The following is a 14,305-nucleotide window of genomic DNA, read 5'->3' as shown; positions in this document are numbered from 1 at the left end:
TGGTTTGCCGATGAAATTATTTTATTCATTATTACTTGCATGTGCAGCCGCCGTGTGTGCACAGGTGGATGGCTCGGTGTATTCTTTGTACAAGACTCCGTTCTCGGATCAGGAAATGATCGCTCCGGATCAGTTCCAGGATGCCGTTGTCCGCGCTGCGCGTGCCAAGAAAACGATGAATGATATTTCGATTTCGCAGAACCACCGTGATTTTGCGCGTGCTGCTTATTACTATTACAGTGGCCAGTGGGATAGCGCCTATGCGGCTTATAATTCCTTGCGCCATCGTGAACCGGAACTGCTTGGAACGGTCGTGCTCCGCATGGCGAAGGCGAACTTTAAGCAGGAAAAGTATGCCAAGATGCGCGAAACGCTCCGCCTCGAAAAGAGCCTGGAAAATGACAGGGCTTGGCGCGATGCGGCGGACCGCTTGAGAATTGAAGCCTCGATGGCGGATTTCTCGTTGAACGATGTGGCCCGTGCAGATTCCCTGATGGTGTTCCTCAATGGAAACCCAGATGGCGACGATGTGGACCCGCTGAAGTACCGCTATGCCCGCTACTTGGAAGATTCCTACCAGCTGAAGCAGGCGAAGCGCATGTACATGAAGCTTTTGACGAGCCGTACTTCGTACAAGGATTCGGCTTATGCTTCAATCCGCCGCCTGAGAGAAGTCCTTGGCGCCCCGGAATCGCTTGCCGAAAAGGTCGCTTATGCCAAGATGGCCTGCACGAAGGACGAGATGAAAAACTGCCTCGTGCTGCTTGATTCCATCCAGATTATGGATGCACAGCAGGCTCAGAAAAATCCGGCCTCAGTTGTGGTGCTCGACGATCCGGCTTATGCGCGTTTAAAGAAGAGTACGCTTGATTTGAACACCCGCATAGTCTTGTGGGAAAAGCGTGCTGCAGCCTTGCGTGCGCTCAACCGCAGTGATGCCGCCATTGAACAGTACCGTTACCTGATCGAGAATGTGGAACCGCGTCCGTCCTGGATTCAGGCAATCTTGAAGCTTTATCGCAAGGAAGCAGCAGGGCTGTTTGACGAAGAAATCCACAGCTACGATTCGCTTTTGCAGGATGTAAGCCAGTTCAGTACCGAAAACGCCAACAACCTCTGGTTGCGCGGTTTTGAGTTCGAACAGAAGCTGATGTACGACAAGGCTATTGAATGCTATACAAAGCTCCTCCATAAGCGTTTCAAGAATAATTTGAAGCGTCAGTGGGCGAGATTCCGCATTGGCTACTGCTACTTTAAGCGTGGCATGTGGGTTGAAGCGGCTGCATATTTCCGTGATGCGACGAAGGATCCGTTCCTCTGGAGCGGTAGCGCATCTAGGATGTTCCTTGGCGATACGTACAAGAAGATGGGTGAAGATTCTCTTGCCCGTGCCGCTTACCTCGACTGTATCAAGGATTTCCCGCTTTCGTATTACGCGCACCGCAGCCGCATGAAGCTCTTGGAAAATAAGCTGTTGCCTGCGGACAAGATTCCGTACGCTCATGGCGTGCCGATGTCCCATGCCGCAACGATGGACTGGATCCGTTCGGTCAACAAGCTCGGAAAGCCGGACGCCTCCTATAGCAAGGAACGTTACGAACGCATCAAGAAGCTGTTCCTCTACGGCTTTGAAGAAGAAGCCTTTAGGCTCTATGAAGAAATCAAGAAGAAAAACTTCAAGCGCATGGACTTCTTGTACGAATACGGAAAGCTGTTCTATGAAATGGGCGAAACGGCTGCCGGTTACAGGCTTGCTCGCCAGTTCCAGGCAAAGATGGATAGGCGCTTGTTTATGTCGCCGCCGATTGATGTGCTGCATTACCTTTTCCCGGTCCCGTATGCTGACCCGGTGGTTTACTATTCGGGCACGAGCATTGATCCGTTCTTTGTGTATAGCGTGATGCGTCAGGAATCGATTTTCGATTTCCAGATTACATCACCTGCGGGCGCCTGCGGCCTCTTGCAGATTATGCCTGCGACGGGCAAGATGCTTGCCGACAAGGAAGAAATCTCGGGCTTTAATCCGAAACGCTTGTATAACGCCTACATGAACATCCGCCTAGGTATTCGTTACTTGGTGGACTTGAAGGACGAATACAAGAACGACTACATGTACGTGCTTTGCAACTACAATGCGGGCCCGAAGCCGACGAAGCGCTGGCAGTCTGAAAGCGAAGGCCTCCCGTGGGATTTGCGCGTCGAAGAAATCAGCTACTGGGAAACCCGCGACTACGTCAAGCGCGTCATGGGAAACTACTGGATCTACAAAGAAATCTATGACGGGATTTAGCGGATGCTTTTCCTGCTCTTGACAATCGGTCCTGCGTTTTTATTTGCTTGTGGAAACATCCTGGAGAAATCCGGGGTGTCTGCTGTTGGCAAGCGCACGGGCGGCACCTCTAGACCTTGGGAATTCTTCAAGGGCGTTGTCACAAATAAGTTCTGGTGGCTAGGTATTGGTTGCTCGGGGCTTGCAACGCTTGGCTATTACATTGCCATGGCCCAGTATGACTTGAGCCAGGTGCAGCCGATGATGGTCTTGAATCCGGTGCTGACGGCGCTGATGGGATTCTGCATTTTGAAAGAGGTCTTGACCAAGCGCATTGTCGTTGCGATTTGCTTTGTCGTGGCGGGCCTCCTTTACTCGGTCGAAAATCTCGGGGAATCGACGGCGGTGCAAAATATCGGGACGCTTTGGCTGTATGCGGGCGGACTCAGTTTTGCGACTTTGATCGCTCACCTCTGGGTGAAGGACCGCGAGATGGTGGATTCGCTCATCATGGGCGTTGGCTTTGGTCTTTCGGCTGCTTTTTACAAGAGTCTCGCGATGGACTTTGACCTCGACAATATCGAATTTTCGTCGGTGGCGAACTTGATTTTGGATTTTAGGACGCTTGGCTATGTGGCAACTTACGGCATTGCATTCTTGTATTCGCAGGTGTCGTTCTCGCGCGGGCGTGCATTGTTCATTATCCCGTTCAGCGCTGCGGTCGGGGCTGCTGTGCCTACGCTTGCAGGGGCGCTCGTTTTCTATGAGGCTTTTCCGATGGGCAAGGTGATTTCTGTGTCGCTTGTGCTGATTGGGGCGTGCTTATTTATTGTTCGCAGACCGCGAAGGAAAAAGTAAGCTTTGTGTAGTGTTTTAGTGGCCTGTGCATGTAAAAACCGCCTAAAAAGTATTCATTTAAAAAGTTATACCACCTTAAACTGCATATATATTTAAATTCGGATGTTTGAGGTGTGTGGTGCAAAAAATTTCCCCTTTATTTTTGCTGTTCTGGACGCTTGGCTTTTTAGCTGCGTGTACAGATTCGAACCCTGTTATTACCACAGGATCTGAAGAACCTGGAGTGGAGTATTTGCCGGTGGCAAAGCCCCCGTTTTCGGGGAATTCTCCAGTTGTCATTTCTGAAATTAATACCGTGAACCTGGTGTACGAAGACCATGAAGGTGGCGATGCCGGGTGGATTGAACTTTATAACAGGTCTTCTGATACGGTGAATCTGTCGGGTATGTACTTGACGGATGATGCCAAGGATCCGTTGAAGTGGAAATTCGGCAATGTGCTGATGGCCCCGAATTCGTTTATGGTTGTATTCATGTCTGGAAAGAACTTGCCTGATTTCGTGGCTCCGCATGATACGATCAGTATGGTTGGCCCTGGTTGCTGGGTGTGGACGGATGCACAAAATGAAGAGACTCCGGGTGAAAGCTATGCGGATCCGCTCGAAGGCAAGGATGAATTCTGCTTCGAGGAAAAAGGTAAGTCCATGTTTGGCGCAAAAATGCGCTTGATGGAAAATGACTTGCTCGGCTGGTCTTCAATTTCTGCTTTTGTTGGGACGGGTTCTTCGGATAAGACGGACGATATCGATATTTCGAGTACGAATGAAATCTTGTTGAACGCCTACATTACAAAGGACCGCAAGGTTTCTATGCGCCTTGCGCAGCCCAATGTCGATGACTGGAAGGGCTATGAGTATGTGCTTACCGGAACGGGGGATTCTTCGACGGTGTACCGGTTGGTCTTGCCGCAGGGGGGCTCGTACCCTGACTTGGAGCATATCTACGGTACTCGTTTTAGTCCCGAAGATATGGAAATGCAAGAAGTCGAGATGAAGGCGTTTTCGTACATCGCCAGAAATCGTGGCCATGAACCGCATGCAAATTTCAAGCTTGAAAAAAACGGTGGGAACATTTATCTGCTGGATGGTAATGGAGAGATCCTTGATTTTGTCGACTATCCCAATCTGCCGTCTGAAAAGTCGTGGTCGCTAGGAACTTTGGATGATGGAACTACGGCAAGCTTTGGCTATAGTGAACCTACTCCTTATGATTTTACTGTGGGGGCTGTGGTGTCGACGCGCTCGCCTGCGCTGGATTCCTTGACGGTAGCCCCTTCTTCGGGCTTTTATACGAACTCGTTTACGTTGACGTTCCCGCAAAGCGCTGCTGTACGCTGTGCAAAAGGGGGGGATCTTCCTACGGCAGAAAGCTCTGTGGTGACTTCGTTAAAAGTGAATTCTACTATGACGATTCGTTGTGCGTCATTTGTCTCTGAAATGCTTCCCGGAGAAGAGCTTGTACGTACTTATGTCTTTGAAAAGGCTCCGTCTGTTCCGGCGGTGTTCCTGACGGCAAATCCGAATTCGCTTTTCGATCCTGATTCCGGAATTTATGTGAAGGGCCCCGGAGCAAATGAAGTCTCGCCTTATTACGGCTCCAATTATTGGCAGGATAAGGAAATCCCGGTGTTTATCGAATTGATGGAATCGGGTGCAAGTGAACCAGCCTTTGCAAAAGCTGCCGGACTCAAGATATTTGGAAACTACAGCCGTATCAAAAAGAAAAAGTCCGTTGCGATTACCTTCCGCGAACAGTATGGCGACAAGCGTCTGGATTACAATCTTTTCCCCGAATTTCCGGGATTGAAAAAGTTTAAGAGCTTTATTTTGCGCAATAACGGCAACAATTTTGGAAAGGACTATATCCGCGATAGGCTTGCCAGTTCTGTAAGCGAGGGTCTTGGCGTGGACTATCAGCGTGGGCGCTTTGCCGTGGTCTATTACAATGGTGAATATTATGGCATCCATGATATCCGCGAGCGTTCTAATGAACATTATTTTGAAACGCATTACGGGATGGATCCTGACGCAATCGACCTGCTGGATGCGAATAATAAGGCGTCTTCTGGGAATGCCATTGATTATGCCGCTTTAATGGACTGGATTGAATCGAATAATCTGGATGATGAAGAAAATTATGCATATGTGACATCGCAAATGGATGTTGACAATTATCTCAATTACGTGCATACGGAGCTGTATGCCGACAATCGCGACTGGCCGGCGAATAACCTCAAGAAGTGGCGCAATACAAGCTTACAGACAAAATGGAAATGGTTCCTTTATGACTTAGATTTTGGTTTCGACAGCGGAAACAGTATGTTTACGTACAACATTTTTAAATTTATTACGGAAGAAAATGGTTACTCATGGCCGAATGGCCCTGAACATACTTTGCTGTTGCGCCGATTGCTTGAAAATCCAGGATTCAAGGCGGCCTTTATCAATCGCATGGCGACACTTCTGCAGATGAATTTTGAAAGCTCAAAAGTCCTTGCTCGCGTGGATAAGATGATGTCTGAAATTGAATCGGAAATTCCGCACGATCAAAAAAGATGGGAACATGATGCATCTGAAATGGATGATCAACTTGAAAAGATTAAGGAATTTATTCGAAATAGAGCGTCGACATTGACTAGCGAACTTCAGGAATATTTTGAATTGGGCGCGGTGGCTCCTGTAACTTTGGCTGTCGATGGCCCGGGACGGATTCTCGTTCACAATCTCCCTGTCGAATCGTCGAAATTGACGGTGGACTTCTTTGAAGGATTCCCGGTGACTCTGTATGCAGAAGCCGAAACAGGAAGTACTTTTGTAGGTTGGAGCGATGGCGAAACAAGTCCGAAGCGCATTATACAGCCAGAATACGCAAGTACGGTCACGGCGCTCTTTAAATAGGCCGTTTGGGCATACTTATAGCTTACAAAAAACGCACTTTTTACGGAATGCGAAAAAACCTACAAGTGGTATTTGCTATCTTGTAACATCATGAGTTTTGATACTAAAATCGTTTGCATTGGTGCTGGCTATGTCGGTGGCCCCACCATGACTGTAATTGCCGACAAGTGCCCCGATGTCAAGGTCACCGTTGTTGATATTAACCAGTCTCGTATTGATGCCTGGAATAGCGAAAACCTTCCGATTTTTGAACCCGGCCTGGATGATGTTGTAAAGCGTGCCCGTGGCCGTAATCTGTTCTTTAGCACGGATATCCCTGCTGCCATCAAGGAAGCGGATATCATCTTCGTTTCGGTGAATACGCCGACAAAAACATTTGGTCACGGTGCCGGTAAGGCTTCTGACTTGCAGTACTGGGAAAAGACTGCACGCAACATTTTGGAAATTGCTGACGAAGGAAAGATCATCGTCGAAAAGTCTACGCTCCCGGTACGCACGGCCGCTGCCATGGAACGCATCTTGAATTCGAACGACAAGGGCCTTCACTTTGAAGTGCTTTCGAATCCGGAATTTCTCGCCGAAGGTACAGCCATCAACGACTTGTTTGAGCCCGATCGTGTGCTCATTGGCTCCCATCAGACGGAATCGGGCCTCGCTGCCTGCCAGAAGCTTGTGGACGTGTACGCCCACTGGGTGCCGCGTGACCGCATCCTTACGACGAACCTCTGGAGTTCAGAACTCACGAAGCTTACGGCTAATGCTTTCCTTGCACAGCGCATCAGCTCCATTAACTCCATCAGTGCCCTTTGCGAACGCACCGGTGCCGATGTCGATGAAGTGGCTTACGTGATGGGCAAGGACCGCCGCATTGGTTCCAAATTCCTCAAGGCTTCTATCGGTTTTGGTGGTAGCTGCTTCAAGAAGGATATCTTGAACCTCGTTTACCTTTGCGGATATTACGGACTGCCGGAAGTGGCTGCTTACTGGGAAAGCGTCGTGAAGATTAACGAGTGGCAGACGCACCGTGTTGTGGACCGCATGCTCGAAACGATGTTCAATACGATTGCAGGCAAGAAGATTGCCGTGTTCGGTTTTGCGTTCAAGGCGAATACGGGTGATACCCGCGAAAGCCCGGCAAACCTCGTTGTGCGCGATTTGCTTGCCGAACATGCGCTGCCTGTCGTGACGGATCCGAAGGCTATTCCTGATGCCAAGCGCGACTTGAAGGATGTCATTGAAAAGGTTTCTTTTGAAGAAGACCCGTACAAGGCTGCAGAAGGTGCACACGCCGTTGTCGTCTGCACGGAATGGAAGTGCTTTGCCGAACTTGACTGGAAGCGTATTTACAGCTCGATGGCAAAGCCCGCATTTGTATTTGACGGTCGTAATATTCTTGATGCTGATGCACTTCGCAAAATTGGGTTTGAAGTGACTAGCATTGGTAAGGGTAAGGCAGAGTAATTTATTAGAGAGTAAATGGATTATGGCTTCTATTAGCGTATTCGGGTTGGGGTATGTAGGGTGCGTTGGTATCGCTTGCTTGGCCAAGCTCGGACACCGGGTTGTTGGCTGCGATGTTGACGCAAGTAAAGTAAACCGAATCGCAGCAGGTCTCCCAACTATTGTTGAACGCGATATTGATGAGGTAATGCAGGACGGCTATAAAGCTGGACTCATTTCGGCGACTTCTTCGGCTATCGAGGCTGTTACTAAAACGGATATTTCGTTCTTGTGCGTTGGCACTCCTAATGCTCCAGATGGACGCCTGGATACAACGTATCTGATGTCTGCCGTGCGTTCGATTGCCGAGGCTATCCGTTCTAAGTCGACGTTCCATATTGTGGTAATCCGCAGTACGGTTCCGCCTGGAACGAACGCTCTTGCAACGGCCTTGATCGAAAAGATTTCGGGCAAGCGCGAAGGCATTAACTTTGCTGTGGCCTCGAACCCGGAATTCCTCCGCGAAGGCATGGCTGTGGCTGATTATCTGAATCCGCCGTTGACCGTGATTGGATGCAATAGCCGCCGTGCTTTGGATAGCCTTAGAGGTATATACGAATCCCTTGGTAGCGAAATTGTCGAAGTCGAACCGAAGGTTGCTGAAATCATCAAGTTTGTCAATAACTCGTACCATGCTCTGAAGGTGACGTTCGGTAACGAAATTGGTGCCATTTGCAAAAAGCTCGATATCGATAGCCATAGCGTGATGAACTTGTTCTGCAAGGATACGCAGCTGAATATTTCGCCGTATTACTTCAAGCCGGGATTTGCTTATGGTGGATCCTGCCTTCCGAAGGATTTGCGCGGCCTTAATTTTTTGGCTGAATCCAACCAGGTTGAAGTTCCTGTGCTTTCTTCGATTGAATGCAGCAATAACAGGCATATTGAACGCGTGCTTGAACGCGTGCAGCAGATTGGCGTGCGCTCTGTGGGTATTGTCGGCCTTACGTTCAAGGCGGGGACAGATGACCTGCGCAATTCGGCTGCAATCCGCTTGGCCGAAGGTGTGCTTGGCAAGGGCTGCTCCTTGAGCATTTACGACCGCTATCTGAATATCGCCCGCGAAAAAGAAACGAACTTGCGCGAACTCAACAAGAGAATTCCGCACTTGTTACCGCTTCTGGTACAGAATGTCGAGAATGTCGTGGAATCGGCTTCGCTTGTCATTATCACGGTTCGAAATCCGGAAATTCCAGAACTTATTCGCAAGAATCCTGGAATCCATTTCTTGGACTTGGTGCGCTTGAAAGATTCGTCTGTAGAAACGCTTCCTAATTACGAAGGCTTTTGCTGGTAAATTCTATGGAACAGTCTTTGAAGGAACTTTCTGGCAAGAAAGTTTGCATTGTTGTTGAAAATCTCCCGGTGCCTTTTGACCGCCGTGTTTGGCAGGAAGCGACATCCTTGCATGAAGCTGGTGCCGAAGTGACGGTTATTTGCCCGAAGACAAAAAAGTATCCTCAGGAATACGAGGAACTCGAGGGCATCAAGATTTATCGCCATCCTTTGCCGGAAGCGAAGGGAACGCTTGATTATTTCAAGGAATATTTTTGCGCTCTGTATCACGAAACGCGCCTCCTGTTCAAGGTGTTTCGAAAGCAGGGTGTGCAGGATGTGATTCATGCCTGCAATCCGCCTGACTTGATTTTCATTGCTGCGTTCCTGTTCTTTACGTTTACTCGTTGCAAATTCCTCTTTGACCATCACGATATCAATCCGGAACTCTGGATTGCAAAGTTTGGCAAGAAGGGCTTTGGTTACCGTGCGATGATTCTTGTGGAACGCTTGACGTACCATTTCGCAAAGCATGCCATTGTCACGAATGAATCGTACAAGGAAATTGCGATGCGCCGTGGCCATAAGCGCGAAGAAGACGTAACGATCGTGCGCAGCGGTCCGAACCTTTCGAAGTTGAAGATTGGCCCAGCCAAGCCGGAAGTCAAGAATGGCTTTAAGTACTTGGTGGGTTATATCGGCGTGATGGGCAAGCAGGAAGGCATTGATCTTTTGCTCAAGTCTGTCGATTACATCGTAAACAAGAAAGGCCGCAAGGACATCCGTTTCTGCATCATGGGCGGAGGCCCGTCTTTGGAAGAGCTTCGCGAATTGAACAAGACGATGGCGCTTACCGATTACGTGGAATTCCCGGGTCGCGTGAGTGATGAATACCTCGCTGACGTGATGAATACGGCCGATGTTTGCGTGAATCCGGATTTGCCTTCGGAGATGAATGACAAGTCCACCATGAACAAAATTATGGAGTACATGGCGTTTGGAAAGCCGATTGTGCAGTTTACGCTCAAGGAAGGCAGGTTCTCGGCTCAGGAAGCTTCTCTTTACGCAAAGAATACCGATACGGACGACTTTGCCGATAAGATCCTGTGGCTCCTGGATAATCCTGAAAAGGCTACTGAAATGGGCGACTTTGGCCGCAAGCGCGTGCAGAACGAACTCAGCTGGGATTACGAAAAACCGAAGTTGATTAGCGCTTACAAGAAGATTTTGGGAATGTAGAACTTTATACGGACCTAGTGGCTTGAGAAGATGGAATCCTGAATTTCAAGCGCCCGGTCTAGCGTAAGTTCTATATTTTTCAAGCTCTTTAATTTGCGAGATGCGGTTGCTTTAAGGTATTTGTTTCTATCAGTAATCCATTCTTTCAAAACCTTGATGTTCTCATCGAATGTCGGCTGGGGAATGGGATTGTAAGGGCAGCTGAGCTGCCTTTTTTCGTTATCTTTTTGCGAGCCGCAATAGGCCCACCCGGAATCGGAGTAGTTTCGGCGGAAGGACTCGTTGAAGTAATCAAGAATGGAGTCAATCTTGTTCTTGCCAAGTTCGTGATCGTTGGCAAGGTTGTCGAAATAAGGTTCGATTTGCAGGTATCTTTCGTAAGCGATCTTTTGATACGAGGGGTCGCGAATGAGCTCTCGCTACCAGTATTTTTGTGCGTTGATTCCTTCCGTAGAGAAGTGTTTCTCGGATTTGGTGTTTCCGAGGGTTAAGTCGAAATCCCAAACGGGACCGACTCTCATGATTCCGTTGTGGATGGTGAAGAATAGCGAGCCAGTGTGTAAATCCGGGTCGTTGACGAATTCTTCGATCCAGTAGTAATCAATCATGGATCTCAGGTCTACGTATTTGACGTATTCCGAGAAGTCTTGGGTTGCGATGGCGTTTTCAATGCGTTCCATCTTCTCCTGAAAATCGTACATTTGCTTGGAGGACGGGTCTTCGGGTTCTGTCATGGTGATGCGAAGATGGTTCACGGGAGTGCGGAAATAGACGTCGTCTGCCTTGTTGCGTTTCTCGCTATCGACTAGTTCAAAAAGATAATCGCCGTTATCGACATCGTAGGGGATGCGGCTCTTTTGAAATTCGATTTTCTCGACAATCTGGTAGTTGCCCATGAACGTGTCATTGACCCAAACATCAATGAAGTATGATTCTGGCGAATAAATGAATGACAAGTTGCTGGCGAGATCGTAAATCAGCTTGTTGCGGATTAGCGTCGGGTCGAAGGGGTTGGAAAGTAAAGCCCATTTTTTGGTTTTGCCCATGCCGAAAAGGTTTGTCTTTTTTTCGAATTTGATATTGTAAGGTTTCTTTGGACTTTGTGATGTTGAATTTCCGCGTATTTTGATATGCCCCGAACTTTCGAAGTCCTCTGTGGGGGAGAAATATGAAAAGTGGGTGCTTGCATCAAAAAGGTAGAAGTAGGCGTCCGTGTAATCGCTGCTGTTTATATGATTGGCGTAAATGAATAGCTCTGGTATGGTCTGAGGTGTTTCTCGATTAGGGGCGTTAAGTTGAGAAAAGTCGTATTCTGTAGCGTTGTCTAAAGCGTTGTCGCTGCAACCGCTCAAAATGCTGTGACCAAGAAACAGCACGATTGCGCCAAAAGAATGAAGGCTGTGGATGCGCATGTTGCTATGGATCATTTTGAACTTTTGAATTCTATGTCTAGAGTTTTGATAAGGGAATCTATACGGAAAGTTAAAAGTTCTGCCCCTTTATCTCCCAGGTGATCATCGTCATTGGAAACACCGCTTGTGTAGTCGTTTTCGCCCATGTTGTATTCATCTATAAAAATAAAGTTGGAGTGGGTCGTTGATAAATTATTGATAGATTTGAGTAATCTTGGCGCAATACTTCTTCTAAGTCCATATTTCCCATACGCGCCTGTTTTGTTGTAATTTGGATTCTGTGGAACCTCGACGGCTATAACCCAGATGTTGTGTTCTTCAGCTAACTCAATCAAGGATTCTAAATCTTTTAAATTGCTGTAAAAACGAGTTGAATCTAAATCAAACCAATTGCTATCATTGGAGGGCGATGGATTTTCATTCCAATCATAACTTGCATGGTGCCAATACCCTTTATAAGGCAACATCTTTTTTACATACTCCTCGTCACCTAACCCTTTTTTTGTTTTTTCTAGAAGGCTTTCAGGAAAATTAATTGACCAAAAGTCATGGTTTCGATCGTACGCGTATCCGGGCAAAGTCCATGCTTCTTTATTCCAAAACCCTCCACGAGAGTTGAATCTATCTAAATCAGTGCTGAGAATGATGCATTTAAGTTTTTTAATGTGAGGAATGATATAATTATTGGCAAAACTTAGTACTCCTTGTATAGTATTTTCTACCATAGCGATATTAATTGCATAAATTGGAGCCGAGAAAAGTGTGGGGTCGAGACCGTAGTATGCACGAGATGATCCCATAATAGCAATATTGGCGGAATCTTTATGTTGCCATAGAACCTCCATTTTATATCGCCATTTTAAGGCTCTAGCACTTGCGTTTGATGTGTAATAAACGCCGGCGCTGTCGGGGTCAAGAACGAACTCGCTGCTTGCATCTTGGGACGATTGTGTTTTGTGTTCGACCCAAAGGCACGGGTGCCAAAGTTCTACTCCTTCAGCAAGTTCAAGGATGCTACTGTCAGAAGGATTTACAAGTACGATTTGTGTGTGAGCGCCGTTTATGTTAGTGAGTGTGGCAACGATGTTGGATGTTTCTCCGTTGCTTGCCCATTCGCTGTGGTCGAATGTATAACTCTTGGGGGACTTAATGCTTTGGATTAATTTGCCTGTGCTATCGGCGATGAAAATGCGCTCGTGTGTGGTATAGCTTTCCCCGACAAAATCTTCGCCGGGCTCTCCGCTAAAGTCGAGAAATGCCGTGCGTTTGCTTCTGTCTTGGGCGAGTGAAGCATTGCATGCTTGCTGTTTGTCGTACCAAATTGTATCGCGTGCTTTTTCTGTAATGGTCGAGCCCTTTTTAGCAAGACGCGCACGGAGGAGGCGAGCCCCTGAAATGGCTAGCGTGTTGTCTTCGCTGATGCCTCCGTGATAGGCTCCGTTGAAAAGTTTTTTAGGTGTGCCGAATTTGCCGTTTTCAAATTTAACTTGCCATGTGGACGTTTCCTTGAATGCGGATTCGTCTTTGTTGTTGCCGGCGTCGGTGACGTAAACAATAACGGTGTCGCCGTTGTCTTGAATACGCCAACGCGGGATGGCGGCGCTTTTGATATCCAGTTTTATGCGATGTGTACCTTTGGCGTTCAGGTCTCGCACGTAGAGTTCTGATATTCCTGAGATTCCCTCGGGCTTGGTGCAAAATGCGACATGCTTTCCATCAGGAGAAATATCGGGATGATAGACTTCGATGGAGTCGTAAATTTCTGTTACGGATAAGTTTCCTGCGTTGTAGTTGATGTAGGCTAGGTTTCCGCTGATATCATTGCGGAAGACGAGAATTGCGTTGTAAGTGCCGGTTAATTTTTTGAGAGCGGCTGCGTCTGCCAATGCGGATACGACGCTTGTCTTTGCCTTGCCGTTAGCGTCAAGCCAAGTTGGGGATGGTATTTGACCGAATGCAAGTCTGAATCCGATGCGTTCTGCGCGCGTCGATGCTTCAACGGTGTAGTCATCGCCGCGGGCAACGGTATTCATTTCGGAAGGCTTCTCTGAATAAAAGCCGCCTTTGAGTACGCGCTCGCCTAGGTCGCCTCCATCAAGGGAGCCGACGTAGTTTGTTACGGTCGTGTCTTGAAAATGCCCAGCCCAGTCGTTCACCCATTCTTTTACATTACCGGCGAGGTCGCAGAACCCGAATGCGTCTGCGCCCGCACTGCATACGTCATGAGCGCGGTATTCCGAGTTGTTTGCGTTCCAACTGAACTTTGCTGGGTTCCAGCCCTTTGATGTCGCTAGAACCCATTCGGCTTCGGTGGGAAGTCGGTAGGCTTTTATTTCTGGATGGAATACGAATGCATCTAAATACGTGCAGTGCCCTTCGCTATCGTATGTCGCTTTGGAGTATGTGTATGATGTGTCGCGATTTTCAGATTTGCTTTTGGCGTTGGCGTAAAGAACTGCGTCGTAGTAGGTGACGTTTGCAAGTGGTAGACTGTCGTTTTCGCATTTGCCGAAATCTTTAAGTTTTTGCTCTTTGGCTAAAGCGCGGTATTCTCCGCAGGTCAATTCATGAATGGCGAGATAAAAGTCGTAATCCAGCTTAACCTTCATGGCTGGGCGTTCCGAGGCCTTGAATTCAGGATCGTTGCTGCCGAGTGTGGCTATGCCGCCTTGGACAAATATCATGCCGTCAATAGCTTCTGGCTTATCTTCGGATATGTCTAGGGTATGGTTTTCGCAGCCCCCCACTAGCAATAAAAACAGAATAAATAGATAGCTCGTTTTTTCCATAATGCACCAAAAAGAGATTTTGAATTAATATATATTTTTCCCCGTGAATCTACAGTGGTACCTTAGA

8 protein-coding genes are annotated in these 14,305 nt (G+C 47.9%); 6 read left to right on the top strand and 2 right to left on the bottom strand.

Annotation, left to right across the window (positions count from 1 at the left end):
* Positions 1–10 precede the first annotated feature (10 nt).
* The 6 genes from CRN95_RS05125 (at position 11) to CRN95_RS05100 (ending at position 10,037) form a co-directional block, all read left to right on the top strand.
* Positions 11–2,290: a transglycosylase SLT domain-containing protein gene (locus tag CRN95_RS05125; protein WP_088631197.1), complete on the top strand. Its 2,280-nt coding sequence runs from the start codon at positions 11–13 to the stop codon at positions 2,288–2,290.
* Positions 2,291–2,293: 3 nt separating this feature from the next.
* A complete protein-coding gene (locus CRN95_RS05120) occupies positions 2,294–3,127 on the top strand; it encodes an EamA family transporter (RefSeq protein ID WP_097020264.1) in 834 nt (277 codons plus the stop codon).
* 118 nt (positions 3,128–3,245) lie between these two features.
* Entirely contained in the window at positions 3,246–6,023 is a 2,778-nt protein-coding gene (locus tag CRN95_RS05115) for a CotH kinase family protein (protein ID WP_235002884.1), read from the top strand.
* A 90-nt stretch (positions 6,024–6,113) separates the two neighbouring features.
* Complete coding sequence (locus CRN95_RS05110; RefSeq protein WP_088631167.1) at positions 6,114–7,484, top strand: nucleotide sugar dehydrogenase; 1,371 nt, start codon at positions 6,114–6,116, stop codon at positions 7,482–7,484.
* 22 nt (positions 7,485–7,506) lie between these two features.
* On the top strand, positions 7,507–8,820 hold the full coding sequence (locus CRN95_RS05105) for a nucleotide sugar dehydrogenase (RefSeq protein WP_088631168.1): 1,314 nt from the start codon (positions 7,507–7,509) through the stop codon (positions 8,818–8,820).
* A 5-nt stretch (positions 8,821–8,825) separates the two neighbouring features.
* Positions 8,826–10,037, top strand: coding sequence for a glycosyltransferase family 4 protein (locus CRN95_RS05100; protein WP_088631169.1), 1,212 nt, complete (start codon positions 8,826–8,828; stop codon positions 10,035–10,037).
* 419 nt (positions 10,038–10,456) lie between these two features.
* Here CRN95_RS05100 and CRN95_RS05095 read toward each other — a convergent pair whose 3' ends face one another.
* Both CRN95_RS05095 and CRN95_RS05090 read right to left on the bottom strand, forming a co-directional pair.
* Positions 10,457–11,464, bottom strand: a complete 1,008-nt coding sequence (locus tag CRN95_RS05095; RefSeq protein ID WP_088631170.1) for a CotH kinase family protein — start codon at positions 11,462–11,464, stop codon at positions 10,457–10,459.
* Positions 11,461–14,238 carry a TIGR02171 family protein gene (locus CRN95_RS05090; RefSeq protein ID WP_097020263.1) on the bottom strand — a complete coding sequence of 926 codons (2,778 nt, stop codon included), beginning with the start codon at positions 14,236–14,238 and terminating at the stop codon, positions 11,461–11,463. Before CRN95_RS05090 ends, CRN95_RS05095 begins: the two co-directional genes overlap by 4 nt.
* Positions 14,239–14,305: the final 67 nt, after the last annotated feature.

Origin of the sequence: Fibrobacter sp. UWB16 (assembly GCF_900215325.1) — a bacterium.
In the GTDB taxonomy this organism is placed as follows: domain Bacteria; phylum Fibrobacterota; class Fibrobacteria; order Fibrobacterales; family Fibrobacteraceae; genus Fibrobacter.
Note: the sequence above shows the minus strand (reverse complement) of the source record. Positions and strands in the feature narration are given on the sequence as shown.